The 16968-nt window shown below is 64.3% G+C and carries 17 protein-coding genes; 8 read left to right on the forward strand and 9 right to left on the reverse strand.

Annotated elements, in window-relative coordinates; all coding sequences use genetic code 11:
• Positions 1-125 precede the first annotated feature (125 nt).
• Together AB4M76_RS10680 and trkA are read right to left on the reverse strand one after the other, a co-directional pair.
• Entirely contained in the window at positions 126-1664 is a 1539-nt protein-coding gene (locus AB4M76_RS10680) for a TrkH family potassium uptake protein (RefSeq protein ID WP_368441825.1), read from the reverse strand.
• A 13-nt stretch (positions 1665-1677) separates the two neighbouring features.
• Positions 1678-3054, reverse strand: coding sequence for a Trk system potassium transporter TrkA (gene trkA, locus AB4M76_RS10685; protein ID WP_368441826.1), 1377 nt, complete (start codon positions 3052-3054; stop codon positions 1678-1680).
• A gap of 129 nt (positions 3055-3183) precedes the next feature.
• Here trkA and AB4M76_RS10690 point away from each other — a divergent pair, with 129 nt between their 5' ends.
• Positions 3184-3678 carry a hypothetical protein gene (locus AB4M76_RS10690; RefSeq protein WP_368441827.1) on the forward strand — a complete coding sequence of 165 codons (495 nt, stop codon included), beginning with the start codon at positions 3184-3186 and terminating at the stop codon, positions 3676-3678.
• Between the two features lie 61 nt (positions 3679-3739).
• Here AB4M76_RS10690 and AB4M76_RS10695 read toward each other — a convergent pair whose 3' ends face one another.
• The 5 genes from AB4M76_RS10695 to dusB all read right to left on the reverse strand — a co-directional run bounded on the left by AB4M76_RS10695 (position 3740) and on the right by dusB (position 10939).
• The gene (locus tag AB4M76_RS10695; RefSeq protein WP_368441828.1) at positions 3740-5155 is read right to left on the reverse strand and encodes a sigma-54-dependent transcriptional regulator; all 1416 of its coding nucleotides are present in this window, start codon (positions 5153-5155) and stop codon (positions 3740-3742) included.
• Positions 5148-7403, reverse strand: a complete 2256-nt coding sequence (locus AB4M76_RS10700; protein ID WP_368441829.1) for an ATP-binding protein — start codon at positions 7401-7403, stop codon at positions 5148-5150. Before AB4M76_RS10700 ends, AB4M76_RS10695 begins: the two co-directional genes overlap by 8 nt.
• A 95-nt stretch (positions 7404-7498) precedes the next feature.
• Entirely contained in the window at positions 7499-8878 is a 1380-nt protein-coding gene (locus AB4M76_RS10705) for a response regulator (RefSeq protein WP_368441830.1), read from the reverse strand.
• A 1-nt stretch (position 8879) separates the two neighbouring features.
• Positions 8880-9965: a nitrogen regulation protein NR(II) gene (locus tag AB4M76_RS10710; RefSeq protein WP_368441831.1), complete on the reverse strand. Its 1086-nt coding sequence runs from the start codon at positions 9963-9965 to the stop codon at positions 8880-8882.
• Positions 9962-10939, reverse strand: coding sequence for a tRNA dihydrouridine synthase DusB (gene dusB / locus AB4M76_RS10715; protein WP_368441832.1), 978 nt, complete (start codon positions 10937-10939; stop codon positions 9962-9964). The genes AB4M76_RS10710 and dusB overlap by 4 nt, the downstream gene beginning before the upstream one ends.
• A gap of 184 nt (positions 10940-11123) precedes the next feature.
• Between dusB and AB4M76_RS10720 the strand changes: the two genes are divergently transcribed.
• Genes AB4M76_RS10720 through AB4M76_RS10730 form a run of 3 tightly spaced genes read left to right on the forward strand, consistent with a single transcriptional unit; the run spans position 11124 to position 13222 of the window.
• Positions 11124-12254 (forward strand): bifunctional 2-C-methyl-D-erythritol 4-phosphate cytidylyltransferase/2-C-methyl-D-erythritol 2,4-cyclodiphosphate synthase, encoded by a 1131-nt coding sequence (locus AB4M76_RS10720; protein WP_368441833.1) that lies wholly within the window; start codon positions 11124-11126, stop codon positions 12252-12254.
• Complete coding sequence (locus AB4M76_RS10725; RefSeq protein ID WP_368441834.1) at positions 12251-12742, forward strand: phosphatidylglycerophosphatase A; 492 nt, start codon at positions 12251-12253, stop codon at positions 12740-12742. Before AB4M76_RS10720 ends, AB4M76_RS10725 begins: the two co-directional genes overlap by 4 nt.
• Positions 12743-13222 carry a CinA family protein gene (locus tag AB4M76_RS10730; RefSeq protein WP_368441835.1) on the forward strand — a complete coding sequence of 160 codons (480 nt, stop codon included), beginning with the start codon at positions 12743-12745 and terminating at the stop codon, positions 13220-13222.
• Between the two features lie 45 nt (positions 13223-13267).
• Here the strand turns inward: AB4M76_RS10730 and AB4M76_RS10735 are convergent, their stop codons facing one another.
• Positions 13268-13720, reverse strand: coding sequence for a type II toxin-antitoxin system RatA family toxin (locus AB4M76_RS10735; protein ID WP_368441837.1), 453 nt, complete (start codon positions 13718-13720; stop codon positions 13268-13270).
• 67 nt (positions 13721-13787) lie between these two features.
• On the opposite strand from AB4M76_RS10735, the gene hpt reads away from it, so the two are divergent.
• The 4 genes from hpt to AB4M76_RS10755 all read left to right on the forward strand — a co-directional run bounded on the left by hpt (position 13788) and on the right by AB4M76_RS10755 (position 15958).
• The gene (gene hpt, locus AB4M76_RS10740) at positions 13788-14324 is read left to right on the forward strand and encodes a hypoxanthine phosphoribosyltransferase (protein WP_368441838.1); all 537 of its coding nucleotides are present in this window, start codon (positions 13788-13790) and stop codon (positions 14322-14324) included.
• On the forward strand, positions 14321-14497 hold the full coding sequence (locus AB4M76_RS10745; RefSeq protein ID WP_368441839.1) for a hypothetical protein: 177 nt from the start codon (positions 14321-14323) through the stop codon (positions 14495-14497). Before hpt ends, AB4M76_RS10745 begins: the two co-directional genes overlap by 4 nt.
• A 90-nt stretch (positions 14498-14587) precedes the next feature.
• Entirely contained in the window at positions 14588-15067 is a 480-nt protein-coding gene (locus tag AB4M76_RS10750) for a cytochrome c (RefSeq protein ID WP_368441840.1), read from the forward strand.
• Positions 15068-15070: 3 nt separating this feature from the next.
• Positions 15071-15958, forward strand: a complete 888-nt coding sequence (locus AB4M76_RS10755; RefSeq protein ID WP_368441842.1) for a cytochrome c — start codon at positions 15071-15073, stop codon at positions 15956-15958.
• Between the two features lie 15 nt (positions 15959-15973).
• Here AB4M76_RS10755 and lipA read toward each other — a convergent pair whose 3' ends face one another.
• Positions 15974-16927 (reverse strand): lipoyl synthase, encoded by a 954-nt coding sequence (gene lipA, locus AB4M76_RS10760; RefSeq protein WP_368441843.1) that lies wholly within the window; start codon positions 16925-16927, stop codon positions 15974-15976.
• Between the last annotated feature and the right edge of the window lie 41 nt (positions 16928-16968).

A 16968-nucleotide genomic window follows, 5' to 3' on the forward strand; every position in this document is an offset into this window, starting at 1 on the left:
GTCTCGCCTTTGTTCTTGCTGGCGTCCGCGTACCGGACCCCCCCATTGGGCCAAGTATGGAGCGGCTGGGCGCGAGTTTCCAGACTAAATCTCGATGCGCCAACCCAGACAAAGCGGCAACCGTGTCAGGCGCGCCACAAATTCGGGCTGAGCAGCGCAATAATCGCCAAGGTTTCGAGCCGCCCCAGCACCATGGCCCCGGAAAGGATCGCTTTCGCCGCCAACCCCAGTTCGATAAGCCGGATCGGCGTATCTGCCGCATGTTCGATCAGCGGCCCGGTGGTGGAGAGAGTCGCCACCGACATCACCATCGCCGCGTCAAAAGGCGCGCCGGTGAGCGTCAACAGCAGCGTCACCCCGGCCAGAGACATGGCAAAGAGCATGAAGAAAATCCACGCGATAAAGGCGCCGTTGCTTTGCAACCGGCGGCCCGCCGTCCCGGCTCCGCTGACAGAGTTGGGATAGACCAGCCGGTCCATCTCGCGCACCCCGTTTTGATAGAGCGCAAAGACCCGCAGCAGTTTCACGCCCCCCGCCGTGGTTGCCACACCGCCGCCGATCAGCGCCAGCCCCATCAGCACCAGCCCCGGCGTGCGCAGCCCCGACCAGCCCTGCGCCTCGATCCAATGTTCCGAAACGAAACCGGTGGTGGTCAGAAAGGACATCACCGTAAAGACCGCCCCCCAAAGGGCATGCAGGGCGCGCACCCCGTCGACTTCGACCTCGACCTCAAAGGCACCGATCCAATGGCGCGCGAAGAGCAACAGCGGCACGCCCACGACGACCAGAATGCCGATGCGAAATTCCGGGTCGGTCATCAGCCCGCCCTGGGTCGCGGTCACCGTGTCTTTGGAAAAGGTCAGCCGCGACAGGGCGAAGAACATGAACAGCATCATCACCGCCTCGCCCGAGACGTTGATCTGCGCCTCTTCGATGCCGCCGATGGGCGAAATGCCCGAGGTCGCCAAGACCGACATGGCATGACAAAGCGCCACCAGCGCGGTCTCGCCGCCAATCACCAGCAAGAGCCACAAAAGCAGGGTCAGCCCGGCGTAGATCGGCAGGAGCGTCTGGGTGGTGCGCAGCAGCCGTTGGCGCGGGGTGATCCGCCCCACACGCACGCCCGCGCGGTCGTCAAGCCGGCCTGGCTCGGCCTGTGCGGTCACTTCAAACCCGCCCAGATGCAACGGCGCCAGAATAGCCGAGGCCGCGACCCACATCAGCAGCCCGCCCATCCAGCCGACCTGCGCGCGCCACAGATGCAGCGTGTCGCTGAGCCGTTCTGGGTTGTCAAAGACCGTGGCCCCGGTGGTGGTCAGCGCGCTGACCATTTCGAAATAGACATTCACGAACCGCGTCGTCGGCAGCGCCTCCAGAAACGGGACGGCGAAAAACACCGGCAGGAAGACAAAGGCCGAGAGCAGCGACAGAAGCGGCCCAAGCGCCCCGTCAAGCGGTTTGCGCCCGGCATGGGCAATGGCGATCAGCGTAAAGGCCACCAGCCCCAAGAGCCCGGCATAGAGAAAGGCGCGGCTGGCAAGATGGTCGTTCGCCACCAACCCATGGATCGACGGCACGATCATCGACAGGGCCGAGACGCCAAACAGCTGCAAGAACAGCGGCAGCTGGGTGATCTCGCGGCGAATTGTGGTCGTTTGCGACACCTTTGCCCCCGGTTCAGAAGAAGTCGATCGAGACCTGTAACAGTTGCTCGACCCGTGGCACATCCTCGGCCAGCGCAAAGAGCGCCACCACATCGCCCTCATCGATCCGGGTGTTGCCCTGCGGGCGGATCACCTTGCCCTCCTTGCGCAGCATGCCGATCAGCACGCCCTCGGGAAAGTCGATCTCGGACACTTTCTTGCCCGCCAGCGGCGAGGTCGAAAGCACCTCGGCCTCGATCACCTCGGCCTCGGCATCGCCAATAGAATAGACCGCCCGCACCCGGCCATGGCGAATGTGGCGCAGGATCGAACTGACGGTGGTGGCGCGCGGGTTGATATAGGCGTCGATGCCCAAAGGCGTCATCAGCGGCACCAGCGTCGGGTCATTGATCAGCGCAATGACATAGTCGCAGCCCTCGGCCTTGGCGCGCACACAGGCAAGCATATTGGTCTTGTCATCATCGGTCACCGCCAGCATCGCATCGGCCCGGCTGATCCCCGCCTCGGCCAGCAATGCGGCATCCAGCCCGTCGCCGTTCAGAACAATCGTCCGCTCCAGCGCTTCGGCGGCGCGTTCGGCGCATTTGCGGTTCTTCTCGATCATCTTGGTGCGGACCCGCAGCGGCCCGGCCTCAAGATGCTGCGCCACGGTCAGCCCGACATTGCCACCGCCGACCAGCACGACACGTTCCTGCTTGGTGGTTTGCTTGCCGAAAATCTCCATCGTGCGGGCGACATCTTCGTGATGCGAAAAGACATAGCAATCGTCACCGGGGAAAATCTGGTCCTTCGCCTCTGGCGCGAACAAAGTGCCATCGCGGCGCACGCCCACGACCACCGCGCGCAGGGTCGAGAAGAGATCGGTCAACTGCCGCAACGGGGTGTTCACCACCGGGCAGTCTTCGTCAATCGTGATGCCCAAAAGCTGCGCCTGCCCGTCCATAAAGACTTCGGTGTCGAAAGACGCGGGCGCGCTGAGCCGTTGCAGGGCGGCGGTGGCGACCTCCATTTCGGGGCTGATCACCACATCGATGGGCATGTGATCGCGGCGGTAGAGGTCAGAGTAGATCGCGTCGAGATAGGACTGGCTGCGCAGCCGCGCGATCTTGCGGTTGATGCCAAAGACCGAATGCGCGACCTGACAGGTCACCATATTGACCTCATCGGAATAGGTCGCGGCGATGATCATCTCGGCATCCCGCGCCCCGGCACGGTCGAGCACATCGGGGTAGCTCGCAAAGCCCGCGATGCCCTGCACATCCAGCGTGTCAGTGGCGCGGCGGATCAGCTCGGCATTGCTGTCGACAACGGTGACATCGTTGCGTTCCCCGCTGAGATGCCGGGCAATCTGCCAGCCCACCTGCCCTGCGCCGCAAATGATGATCTTCATAAAGGCTTCCTTACCTTCTGCCTTCCCCTTGGGGCCGCAGTCCTGTCAGGTCGGTTAGATGGCATGACAGACGGCATGGCAAGGGTCAAATCAATTGTCTTTGCCGCGCGGGGGGCGCATGATGCCGCCATGAAACCGATATCGCCCCGCCCCGCCCGCACTGTCTTTGTCCTGACCTTCATCGCCATGGGCGCGGCCGCCTGTGCGCCGCTCAATACCTATTACAAACCCGGCGCCAATGTTGCGCAAGTGAGCCGCGCCACCACCGCCTGCGAAGTGCAGGCGCTGCGCGATGTGCCGGTCTCGACCCAGATGCGCCGCACGCCGCCGCGCTATGTGCCGCCGCGCCGCAGCTGCGATTCCAACAACAATTGCACCAGCACGGGCGGGTTCTACATTCCCGGCGAGCTGGTGACATTCGACCCCAACACCGCCCTGCGCAAACGGGTGGAGACGCAATGCATGGCCGACCGCGGCTTTGCCCCGGTGTCGATCCCCGCCTGCCCCGGCAGCGTCGCCCGCGCGGCCCCGGTACAGGCCACCACGACCCTGCCGGCGCTGAACCCGAACTCCTGCGTGATCCGCAACCCGGATGGATCGTTTCAGATCGTCACGCGCGGCTAAGGCTGGCGGTGCGAGGGGCCAGCCCCTCGCATTTTTCGAAGTATCTTTGACCAAAAGCGCCTTAGCCGGTCGCTTCGATCTCTTCGTCCACATGTGCCACGCGCACGCCCGCCTTGGCCGAGGTGACGACGCCCAGTGATTTCAATTTGCGGTGCAGGGCGCTGCGTTCCATGCCGACGAAATTGGCGGTGCGGCTGATGTTGCCGCCGAAACGGTTGATCTGGGTCAGCAGATATTCCCGTTCAAAGGCCTCGCGGGCTTCGCGCAGCGGCAGGGTGGCCAGGGCGCCGGACAGGACAACGCGCCCCTCTTCGCCGCCGCCGCCTTCCTCTTCGCCGGGCAGTTCGCGGGCCTCGATCGGGCCAGAGCCATCGCCGAGGATCAGCACGCGCTCAACAAGGTTCTTCAACTGCCGCACATTGCCCGGCCAGACCATCGTCTGCATCAGCGCCACCGCATCTTCGGTCAGGCTGCGCTGCGGCAGCCCTTGCGAGGCGTTGAACTCGGCGATGAAATGTTCGGCCAGCAGCGGGATATCCTCGCGGCGCTCTTCGAGCGAGGGCACGGCGATCGGGACGACATTCAGCCGGTGATAGAGTTCCTGCCGGAAGGTATCTGCCTTGATCGCCTGATCGAGATCGCGGTTGGTCGAAGAGATGACGCGCAGGTCGACGCGCACCTTATCGGTGCCACCGACCCGGGTGAACTGCTGGTCCACCAAGACGCGCAGGATCTTGGACTGGGTGCCCAGCGGCATATCCGCGACCTCATCGAAATAGATCACCCCGCCATGGGCCTGTTCCAGCAGCCCCGGTTCAACCCCGCGGTCCGGCGTTTCGCGGCCAAAGAGGACTTCCTCCATCCGGTCAGGCGCCACCCCGGCGCAGTTCACGGTCACGAAGGGGGCCGAGGCGCGGGCAGAGTTGGCGTGAATATAGCGCGCGGCCACTTCCTTGCCCGCCCCCGCCGGGCCGGTCAGCATCACCCGGCCATTGGATTTGGTGACCTTGTCGAGCTGGCTCAGCAAGGCGCGATAGGGGGCAGAGGTGCCGATCATCTCGGCGGTTGTCGTGTCGCGGCGCTTGAGGGTCTGGTTCTCGCGGCGCAGGCGGGAGGTTTCCATGGCCCGGCGGATCACCACCAGAAGCTGGTCGATGTTGAAAGGCTTTTCGATAAAGTCGTAAGCCCCCTGTTTGATCGCGGCCACCGCAATCTCGATATTGCCATGGCCCGAGATGATGACCACCGGCACATCCGGGTTGTCACGCTTCACGGTTTTCAGGATGTCGATCCCATCCATCCGGCTGTCCTTGAGCCAGATATCAAGGATGATCAGCGCCGGGGCTTCGGTGTTGATCTCGCCCATCGCCTCGTCAGAGTTTCCGGCCAGCCGGGTGGCAAAACCTTCGTCCTGAAGAATATCCGAGATCAACTCACGGATGTCGCGTTCGTCATCTACAATCAGAATATCACTCATCTGCCTTGTCCCCTTGCTGCGGTGTTGTATCGGCGGCCAGCGGCAGTGAGATCACTGCCATGGCGCCCTGATGGTCCTGCCCGTCAAAGACAGGCGCGGTTTCGAGCGTCAGGCTGCCGCCATGTTCCTCGATAATCTTTTTCACGATCGGCAGGCCCAGCCCGGTGCCTTCGCTGCGCGTGGTTACATAGGGTTCAAACAGGCTGGCCCGGTCTTCGGGCAGGCCGACGCCATTGTCTGCCACGGTGATGCAAAGCTGCTGGTCCTTGGTAAAGAGCGCCACCCGGATCTGCGGCACCAGCCCTTCGGGGGCGTCTTTTTTCTTCAGCGTTTGAATGGCTTCGCCCGCGTTCTTGACCAGATTGGTCAGCGCTTGGGAAATCATCGTCGCGTCCAGTTCGGCCATCACCGCTGTGTCGGGCAGGTCCAGATCAATGCGCACGTCTTCCTGCCGGGTTTGCTGCAACAGCACCGCGTCGCGCAGCAGGTCGGTGATATCCTGACGGCTGGTTTCGGGCTCGGGCATCCGGGCGAATTTCGAAAATTCATCGACGATGCGCCGCAGGTCGCCGGTCTGGCGGATGATCACCCCGGTCATCTGTTCAAGCGCCTCGTCGTCGCCTTCGGCCATCTTGGGGCCGAATTTGCGTTTGATCCGCTCGGCGCTGAGCTGGATCGGGGTCAGCGGGTTCTTGATCTCATGCGCGATGCGCCGGGCCACGTCGCCCCAGGCGGCCATGCGCTGCGCGCTGACCAGATCGGTCACATCGTCAAAGGCCACGACATAGCCTTCCAACTCGCCATTCTCGGCGCGGCGGGTGGCCATCCGCACCAGCAGGTTTTCCAAAGCTCCCTGGCGCGAGACTTTGATCTCGGCCTGGGCCACTTCGCCCGCGGCGGTCTTGACGGTTTCAAACAGCGGGCCAAACTCCGGCACCGCCAAGGTCAGGGGCAGGCTTTGCTGTTCCTCGGACCAATCGAGCAGGCGCATGGCAGAGCGGTTCACGAAAGTAACGCGGCCTTCGGGGTCGAGCCCGACCACGCCCGAGGTGACAGAACTGAGCACGGAATCGAACAGACGCCGGCGCCGCTCGATCTGGTCGGTATTCTCCAGCAGGGTTTCGCGCTGGCCTTTCAACTGCCGCGTCATCTGATTGAAGTAGCGCCCCAGCATGGCGATCTCGTCGTCGCCTTCCTCTTCGCGCACCTGCACGTTCAGATCCCCGGCACCAACCTGCTGCGCGGCCCCGGTGAGCCGCCCCACCGGGCCCGACAAACGCTCGGCGAACCAGAGGCCCAGCCAGACCGCCGCGAGGATGAGGATCACCGCAAAGCCCAGATAGACAAGGGCAAATTCAAACAGCAGCCGGCCGCGCTCGGATTCAAGCTGTTGGTAGAGCCTCACGGTTTCCTTGGTCTCATCGAGCAGCGACAGGATATCGCCATCCACCGCGCGCGAGACATAGAGGTAGCGGTCGACATAGGCGTCCATCGGCACCAGCGCGCGAAACTCGTTGTTGGGCCAATCCTCGATCACCAGCACGCCCTCTTCGGCGGCTGTGGCGATCTGCTCTTCCGTCGGGGGCTCGAAATCGAACAGATAAGACCGGTCCCCCCGGGCGCGGATCTGGGCAGTGCTGTCGATCAAGAACGCCTCGCGCAGCCCGCGCTGGATCTGGCGCTGCCCTTCGCCGAGCAGCTCACTGTCGCTAAGCCCAATGCCTTGGGCGCGGGCGTTGGAAATGCTGCGGGCAAGGGTCTGGGCGTCGGCGATCAGGTCTTCGCGCTGCTCGGCCTCATAGGCTTCAGCCGCCGCAAGCGAGGAGCCAACCACGCCGCTCACCCGGTCCGAAAACCAGCCCTCAAGCCCGACATTCACCGTGAGCCCGGCAAAGATCGCCACGGTCACCGTCGGGATCAGCGCCATCAGCGCGAACACCCCGGTCAGCCGCAGGTGCAGCCGCGAGCCGGCGGATTTGGCCCGGCGGGCTGAGATCAGCCGCCCGACCTGGATCAAGACCAGTGCTGCGACCAGCAGCACATAGACAAGATCGGTCAGCAGGATCAGACGCAGGTTGAAGGTATCCGCCCCCTGCCCCAGAGGGCCAAGCGCCAGATAGGTGGCAAGCGCGAGCACGGGGCCGAGCACCACCAGCCCAAAGGTGGACCAGTTGCGCAGCCGTTTGACGCGCCTTAGCCGTCCCAAACGCTCAAGTTTGAACCTGCGTGACCGGGTTGCCACCCGCATACCTCACCGATGTTGTGATGCAGTGCTGCACCAACCGCCATTTTATGTGGTCCTGACCGGGATAGTTCCCCGATGGCCACGGTTATGTGGCTCTTTTACATCATTTTTCGGCCCCGTGTCACCTCAATATCGAGGTCGGTGATCTTTTTGCGCAAAGTATTTCGGTTGATTCCCAACAAAGTCGCGCATTTCGCCTGATTGCCTGCCGTGGCGGCGAGGGCGATCTCGATCAGCGGCAGTTCGACTTCGCGCAGGATACGCGCATAGAGACCGGGCGGCGGCAGCATCGCGCCATGCAGATCGAAATAGCGTTGCAGATGCCGCTCGACCGAGGCGCCCATCCGCTCGTTATCGGCCTCTTGTTGCAGCGGGGCGCGGTGCAGTTGCGCGCCGAGCAGCCGGGTCACGTCGCTCTCGGTCACCTCCCCGCCAAGGCTGGTTTGGGCAAGTTGCCGAAGCGCCTGTTCCAACTGGCGCACATTGCCGGGCCATGGCGCTTTTTGCAGCGCGCGGGCGGCGGCGTCAGACAGGGCCAGGGGGTGGGCGGCATCCCGGTTCAGGAAATGCGCGGCCAGAAGCGGGATATCCTCGACCCGGTCGCGCAGGGCGGGCACGCCGAGCGTCCTGCCGCTGAGGCGGAAATAGAGATCGCGGCGCAGCCTGCCCTCTTCCAGCGCAGCTTCCAGATCGGCCTGACTGGTGCCGATGAACCGCGGCGCATCCCCCTCCGCGCCCTTCGCTTCGCAAAGGTCCAGCATCCGCACCAGCCGCGCTTGATGTTCCGGCGGCAGATCGGTCACCTCGTCGATGATCAGCGTGCCACCGCGCAGCCGCGCCAAAAGCTGCGCCGGGCCGTCGACCTCGGCCAGATCCATCTCGCTGAGGGTGATGAACGGCAGGCCGCGGCGGTCAGACAGATCATGGATCGCCCGCCCGATCAGCGATTTGCCGGTGCCGCTTTCGCCCCGGATCAGGATCGGCAGATCGCCATTCAACACCTGTGCCACCGCGCGGTAGAGCGCCTGCATCACCGGCGTGCGCCCAATCATCGGCAGATCCTCCCCCTCATCGGCCTGATCGTCGGGCGCGCGGCCCCGGCGCGGCAGGCTGGCGCTCTGCTCCAGCGCGCGGGCGGTGCGTTTCATCAGATCCGGCAGGTCAAAGGGCTTGGGCAGATAGTCGAAAGCCTCGGCCTCATTGGCCTTGATCGCCGTCATGATGGTATTCTGCGCCGAAATCACAATGACCGGCAGACCGGGCCGGTCCTGCGCGATTTTCGGCAGCATTTCCAACCCGTTGCCATCGGGCATAACGACATCCGAGATCACCGCATCGCCCTTGCCTTCGCCCACCCACCGCATCAGCGTGGTAAGGCTCGACGTTGCATGCACCTTGCAGCCGGCGCGGGTCAGCGCTTGGGTCAAAACGGTGCGGATCGTGCGGTCGTCATCGGCGACGAGGATGGTGCCATCCATGTCAATTCTCCTCAAGGTCAGCCGCGGTGGCGCGGGGCAGCGAAATGCGAAAGGCGGTATGTCCGGGCGCGGAGGCGACGGAAATCCAGCCGCCATGGTCCGAGATGATCTTGCTCACCAGCGCCAAGCCCAGCCCGGTGCCGTTTTCGCGGCCCGAAACGAAAGGATCAAAGACATCGGTGCGGATATGGTCCGGTAGACCGGGACCATCGTCGATCACCTCGATCTGCAAAGGCAGCGACTGGCCGTCGCCATCGGCGCGGCGCAGACGGAAACCATGTTCGTAGAAACTGCGCAGCCGGATCGTCCCACCGGCGGGACCGGCGGCTTCCGAGGCATTGCGGATCAGATTCGACAAGACCTGCATCAGCTGATCCTTATCCCCAAGCGCGGGCGGCAGCGACGGATCGTAGTCCTCGACGATCCTCATATGCGCGCCAAAGCCGAGCAGCGCCGAACGCCGGGCGCGGTCGAGCACATCATGCAGGTTCACCGCGCGCCGTTCAGGGGCGGTGAGATTGCCGAATTGCTCCACCTGCTCCAGCAGTTTCACGATCCGCCGGCTTTCTGTCACGATGAGATCGGTCAGTTCCAGATCATCCGGCCCAAGGTTCATCGACAAGAGCTGCGCCGCCCCGGTGATCCCGGCAAGCGGGTTCTTGATCTCATGGGCCAGCATCTCGGCCATGCCAATCGCGGATTTCGCCGCGGATTTGACGCTGTGATCCTGGCTCACCCGCCCGGCCAATTCGCGCGGGGTGATCATCAGGATCATCCGCCCCGCTGCCCCCGCCAAAGGCGCGATCTGCAAGCCGCATTGCAAAGGCGCGCGCTGCTGTGCGCCCACATCCACATCATTGACAAAGAGCGGCGTTTCCTGCGCCCGGGCGCGGGCGAATGCGGCCTCCAGCGGGTGGTCCACCGCGATCAGCTGCCAGATCGGCACCCCGCGCGCCGCCCGTGCCGAAGTGTTCAGAAAACCTTCGGCGGCGGGGTTCAGATCATCGACCCGGTCGTCTTCGGCGATCAGAAAAACCGGCACCGGCAGGGAGGTCCAGATATGCGGCTCCGCGGCGGCGGTGCTCATGCCGCGACCGCATGGTCGGGGGCCATGGCCTCGCCGATCAGGGCCAAGCTCGCCTTTGCCTCCCGCGCGGTCAACAGCGCCCGGCGCAGATCGGCGGGGGTGCCTGCGTGATCCATATACCAGCCCAGATGCTTGCGCGCGACACGGCCCCCAAGCTCGGCCCCGTAGAACTGCAACATCGCCTCGAAATGCGTCGCCACCAGCTCGGCCAGCGCCGCCCCGGTCGGCACCACGGGGGCCGGATGGCCGTAAAGATCATGGGCGATCTGCGCGAGCAACCAGGGCTGCCCCTGCGCGCCGCGCCCCACCATCACCCCATCCGCGCCCGAGAGCGCCAGCGCCTGCTGCGCCTCCTGGCTGCTGGTGATGTCGCCATTGGCGATGACCGGGACCGAGACCGCCTCTTTCACCGCCCGGATCGCCGCCCAATCCGCGCGGCCCTTGTAGAACTGACAGCGGGTGCGGCCGTGAATGGTGACCATCTGCACGCCCGCTTCCTCGGCCCGTTTGGCGATCGGCGCGGCATTGAGCATGTCGTCGTCCCAGCCAAGCCGGGTTTTCAACGTCACCGGCACCTTGACCGCCCCCACCACGGCCTCGATCAAGCGCAGCGCGTGGTCCGGGGTTTTCATCAGCGCCGAGCCGGAAGCGCCCTGGGTGACCTTCTTGGCCGGGCAGCCCATGTTGATGTCGATGATTTCGGCGCCCATCGCCTCGACCATCCGCGCGGCCTCGGCCATCGGCGCGGCCTCGCGCCCGGCCAGTTGCACCGAGGTGCCGACCACCCCCAGACCCAATTCCGCTTTCTCGCGCGTGCCGGGGCGGCGGCTCAGCAATTCCTGACTGGCGACCATCTCGGACACGACAAGCCCCGCCCCGAATCGCGCCACAAGGCTGCGATAGGGCAGATCGGTGATCCCGGCCATCGGGGCCAGCAAGACCGGTGGGGTGAATTTCAGAGCGTCGGCGGTCACATGATCAATCCTTGTGCGGTCTCTCGCTGTGTAGCCTCAGCGCTGCGCGACCTCAATGAATCTAGCCTGAAAACCAGCCATGCGCCACGCCATTGCCTCATTTTTAGGCAGCCCGCTCAGATTGCACAGACCGGCGGCATTGCCTAGACAGAGCCATGTCCTGTCCCCTGCCGAGAAATCCCGCATGAGCATCGCCGCCCTGATCGTCGCCGCAGGCCGTGGTCGCCGCGCGGGTGGGCCGCAGCCGAAACAGTGGCAGCCGCTCGCCGGGGCGCGGGTGATTGACCATACGTTGGCGGCGTTCGAAGCCATGCCGCAGATCACCGAGATCGTCCTCGTCCTGCATGAAGATGATATGGCCCAGGCCCCCGGCTTCACCGCCAAGGGCATCACCGTCACCCCCGGTGGGGCCGAGCGTTCTGCCTCCGTCCAGCGCGGGCTGGCCGCCATCCGGCAGGCCGACAAAGTGCTGATCCACGACGCCGCCCGCCCCTGCGTCAGCGCCGCGGTCATCCATGGGGTGATCGACGCGCTGGCCAGCCATCCCGCCGCCGCCCCCGGCCTGCCCGTCACCGATGCGCTCTGGCGTGGCCGCGAGGAGCGCGTCATCGGCAGCCAAGACCGTAGCCAGCTCTTCGCCGCCCAGACCCCGCAGGGGTTCGACCTTGCCGCGATCCGCGCCGCCCATGCCGCCTATGACGGCAGTGCTGCCGATGATGTCGAAGTCGCCCGCGCGGCGGGGCTACAGGTTGCCATCACCCAAGGCAGCGCCGATAACCTGAAAATCACCCGGCCCGAGGATTTTGCCCGCGCCGCCCGCCTATTGGAGACCCGCATGGATATTCGCACCGGCAACGGATTTGACGTTCACGCCTTTGGCCCCGGAGATCACGTGACCCTCTGCGGCGTCGATATCGCCCATAGCCACGGGCTGGTCGGCCATTCGGACGCCGATGTGGCACTGCATACGGTCACCGATGCGATCTATGGCGCGCTGGCGCGGGGTGACATCGGCCAGCATTTCCCGCCCAGTGATCCGCAGTGGAAAGGCGCCCGCAGCGACATCTTCCTGCGCCACGCGGCGGAACTGGCCCGCGAAATGGGCTTCACCCTCACCCATGTCGATTGCACCTTGATCTGCGAGCAGCCCAAGATCGGCCCCCATGTCGCCCCCATGCGCGCCGCCATGGCCGAGATGCTGGGGATTGAGATCGACCGTGTCTCGGTCAAAGCCACCACCAGCGAAGGTCTCGGCTTTACCGGCCGCGGCGAAGGCATCGCCTGTATGGCCACCGCGACTTTGGTGAAGACATGAGCCCTGCGCATCTCATCGCCACGCTGCTCGGCGTCGGCCATATCCGCCCCGCCCCCGGCACCTGGGGTTCGCTGATCGCCCTGCCCTATGCCTGGCTCTTGCATGTCATGGGCGGCTTTCCCCTGCTGGTGATTGGTCTCATCCTTGCCTTCCCGCTCGGCTGGTGGGCCACCGCGCGTTACACGGCCGGCGGGCCTGACCATGACCCTTCCGAGGTCGTGGTGGACGAATTGGTTGGCCAATGGATCGCGCTCTTGCCGCTGTCTTATGCCGCCTGGTCGATGCAAATCCCGATCCTCGCCATGTGGCCGGGCTGGATCGCCGCCTTTGGGCTGTTCCGGCTGTTCGACATCTGGAAGCCGCTGCTCGTCGGTTGGGCAGACCGCCAGGGCGGCCCCTTTGGCGTGATGCTCGACGATGTTTTTGCCGGGGTCTTTGCGGCCTTGGGGGTCATGGCGCTGGCGGCGCTCTATCATGGGGCGCTGTAGATGAACCTCGCTGCGCAACTGCTTGACAAAGCGCGCGAAACCGGCGCGATGGTCACCTGCGCCGAAAGCTGCACCGGCGGCATGGTCGCGGCTGCTTTGACCGACCTGCCCGGCTCTTCCGCGCTGCTGGACCGGGGGTTTGTCACCTATACGAATGCCGCGAAAATGGCGATGCTGGAGGTGGCAGATGAAACCCTAGCAGAGTTCGGCGCGGTCTCCGAACCGGTCGCCCGGGAAATGGCCAGCGGCGCCCTGCGCCATTCCTGCGCCAAGATCGCCGTTTCCATCACCGGCATCGCTGGCCCCGGCGGGTCCGAGCATAAGCCCGAAGGCCGGGTCTGTTTCGGCCTTGCCACAGCGTCCGGGGTAGAGACGGAAACCTTGGATTTCGGCGCGCAGGGCCGCGACGCTGTCCGCCAAGCCGCCCGCGATCATGCGCTCGCATTGCTCCTGCGTGGCTACGAGTGGCTCAAGAGCTGAGCCCCAAGTCTTTTTGGCCAGACCTACGCCCGCCGGCGGCAAAACCTATGCCTGCGGCCCGTAAAGCGCCTTCGCCCGCGCTTCGAAAGCCCGCACGATCCGCTGCATCGCCTCATTGAACACCACGCCAATGATCTTTTGCAGAATCGCATTCTTGAACTCGAAATCGACAAAGAAATGCACCTGGCATCCTTCGAGGTTGTCCTCAAAATGCCAGTTTGATTTCATATATTGGAACGGCCCGTCCAGATACTCGGTGTCGATCTTCTTGGCCTCGGGCCACAGCACCACCCGGCTGGTGAAACGCTCGCGGAACACCTTGAAGGAGATCACCAGATCGGCCTCCATCACCCGATGGTCGCCGCGGTCCTCGTCGCTGCGAATGCGCGCGGCGGCGGTCCAGGGCAGGAAGTCAGGGTAGCGCCCCACATCGGCGACCAGATCATACATCTGTTGCGCGGTATAGGGCAGTTGGCGGGTCTCAGAATGGGTGGGCATTGCGTTCCGTTACATTGCGGGTTACCCCCTATCTCACTGTTCGATCCCGCAGATTCAAGGGCAAACCATGGCACAACGGCCTTACGTCATCGATGAAATGATCTCGGCCAAGGCCATCGCGGCCCGGATCGAGGATTTGAGCCGCGAAATTCAGGACGAATTCGACGGCACCAACAAACTTGTCGTCGTGGGTCTTCTGCGCGGCAGCTTCGTGTTCATCGCCGATCTGGTGCGCGAATTGAACCTGCCGATCGAGGTCGATTTCCTGGAGGCGTCGAGCTATGGCGACGCGATGGAAAGCAGCCGCGAGGTGCGCATCCTCAAGGATCTGCGCGGCGCGATCGAGGGGCGCGATGTGCTCGTCGTCGAAGACATCGTCGACACCGGCCACACGCTGCACCATGTCACCAACCTCTTGCGCTCGCGCGAGCCTGCGCGGTTGAAATCGATTGCTCTGCTCGACAAACCCACCCGGCGCGAGGTGGACCTCAAGGCCGATTGGACCGGCTTTGAGATTCCGGATGAATTTGTCGTCGGCTACGGCATCGACTTTGCCCAACGCGACCGCAACCTGCCCTTTATCGGCAAGGTCCGCTTTACGTGATCGACCCGCGCTGGCTGATGCGCATGTCCCTTTGGGCGCGCAATCCGCCATCGCTGAGCCGGGTGATACTGGTCTTTGCCATCATCCTTGCGGCACTGGCCATCGGCCTGATCGAATGGCTGGGCTACTGGCCGGACTGGGCCACCGCCGAACGGGTGCCGCGCCGGTTTTAAGCGGCCCGCCTCCCCGCCCGCTCATCACATTTTTGTTTTTTGCGCGCCGCCCCGCCCGTGTTACGCTGCGGCAAGAAAAGGGAGACAACCATGTATTTGACCAAAAGCATTACTGCCATCGGCCTCGGCGCCGTGATGATTGCCACCGCAGGTTTCGCGGCAAGCCATAGCGAAAAGGCCGCCAATGCCGCGGTGAAAGCCCGTCAGGCGCAGATGCAGCTGATCGCTTATCACACGGGTATTCTGGGCGGTATGGCCAAGGGCGAAACCGAATATGACGCCGAAATGGCCAAGGTCGCGGCATCCAACCTACATGCCGCCGCCGGGCTCGACCCCGCCAGCCTCTGGCTCGAAGGCACCGAAGAAGGCGCTGTGGAAGGCTCCCGCGCGAAGCCTGAAATCTGGAGCGATATGGACGGTTTCGGCAAAGCGCTGGAAAACCTGCGCACCACCAGTGCCGAGATGATCGACACCGCAGGCACGGATCTTGACGCGCTCAGAGCGGGGATGAACGGGCTCGGCAAAGCCTGCGGCGCCTGCCATGATGACTACCGCGTGCCCAAGGACTAAACCTTGCGCCTTATTGTAACTGTCGTGCTCGGCTGCGCCGTTCTTGGCGCGGCCGCGGGCTGGGCTTTGACCCGGCCCGAACCGCTTGATCCCGATTATGCCGAGGGTCTGACCGCCGACCCCGAGGCCGGGGCGCTGATCTTTGCGGCGGGCGGCTGTGTCTCCTGCCATGCCGCGCCGGAGAGCGAGGGCGAAGACCGTTTGGTGCTGGCGGGCGGGCTGCCCTTCGCCAGCGATTTCGGCACGTTCTACGCGCCCAATATCTCCCCCGATCCGGAGCACGGCATCGGCGATTGGAGCTTGCCGGAGTTCGCGCGCGCGGTCACGCAGGGCGTCTCCCCCGGGGGGCAGCATTACTACCCCGCCTTTCCCTATACCGCCTATCACCATCTTGCGCCGCAGGATGTGGCGGATCTCTTTGCCTTTATACAAAGCCTGCCTGCCAGCGACAGCGTCAGCAAAGCGCATGACGTGGGCTTCCCCTTTAACATCCGCCGCGGGCTTGGTGCCTGGAAGCTGCTCTTTGCCAAGGATGACTACGTCCTGGCCGATGCGCCGGATGCGCAGGTCGAACGCGGGCGCTATCTGGCCGAGGGGCTGGCCCATTGCGGCGAATGTCACACGCCGCGCAACGCTTTGGGCGCGCTGGACCGCAGCGCCTGGCTGACCGGGGCGCCGAACCCGTCGGGCAAGGGCAAGATACCCGGCATCACGCCGGCGCAACTCGATTGGTCAAAGGCCGATCTGGTGGCCTATTTCACCTCGGGCTTCACCCCCGACTATGACAGCGCAGGCGGCGAGATGGCGGAGGTGGTCCGCAACCTCGCGCAATTGCCCGAAAGCGACCGCGACGCCATCGCGGCCTATCTCAAGGCGCTGCCCGGCAGTTGACGCCGGGCCGCTTGCTCACGCCAGCCCCAGCTTGCGATTGCGCGCCTCGCGCAGCCGCGCGAAATCCGCACCCGCGTGGTAGGACGAGCGCGTCAGCGGCGTGGCCGAAACCATCAGGAAGCCTTTGCCATAGGCCGCTTTCTCATAGGAGGCGAACTCTTCCGGCGTCACGAAACGGTCCAGCGCATGGTGTTTCGGCGTCGGTTGCAGGTATTGGCCAATGGTCAGGAAGTCGATGTCGGCGGCGCGCATGTCTTCCATCACCTGAATGACCGCCTGCCGGTCTTCGCCCAGCCCCACCATGATGCCCGATTTGGTGAACATCGAGGGGTCCAGCTCCTTCACCCGCTGCAACAGCCGCAGGGAATGGAAGTAACGCGCCCCGGGGCGCACCTCCGGGTAGAGGCCCGGCACCGTCTCAAGATTGTGGTTGAACACATCCGGGCGCGCCTCGACCACCTGCTCCAGCACCGAAGGGTCACAACGAATGAAATCCGGCGTCAGAATTTCGATCGTGGTGCCGGGGCTGCGGTGACGCACGGCGCGGATCGTCTGGGCGAAATGCTCGGCGCCGCCGTCCTTGATGTCATCGCGGTCCACAGAGGTGATCACCACATGGTTCAGCCCCAGTTTTGCCACCGCATCGGCAACCCGGCCCGGCTCGAAAACATCGAGCGCTTCGGGCGGCTTGCCGGTGGCGATGTTGCAGAAGGTACAGGCGCGGGTGCAGACCTCGCCCATGATCATCATCGTGGCATGGCCCTGCGACCAGCATTCGCCAACGTTCGGGCAGCCCGCCTCTTCGCAGACCGTGACCAGCTTGTTGTCCCGCATGATCCGCGCGGTCTCGGCATAGCCTTTGCCACCGGGGGCCTTCACCCGGATCCAGCTTGGCTTTTTCGGCTGGGCATTGTCGGGTTTGCGCGCTTTTTCGGGGTGGCGCTGTTCGGGTATCTTCAGATCGCGCATGGCATGCCTCTGATCATTGTGTCGCAGTCTCTCTATCATAG

Source organism: Sulfitobacter sp. PS-8MA (assembly GCF_040933935.1).
Lineage (GTDB): Bacteria > Pseudomonadota > Alphaproteobacteria > Rhodobacterales > Rhodobacteraceae > Sulfitobacter.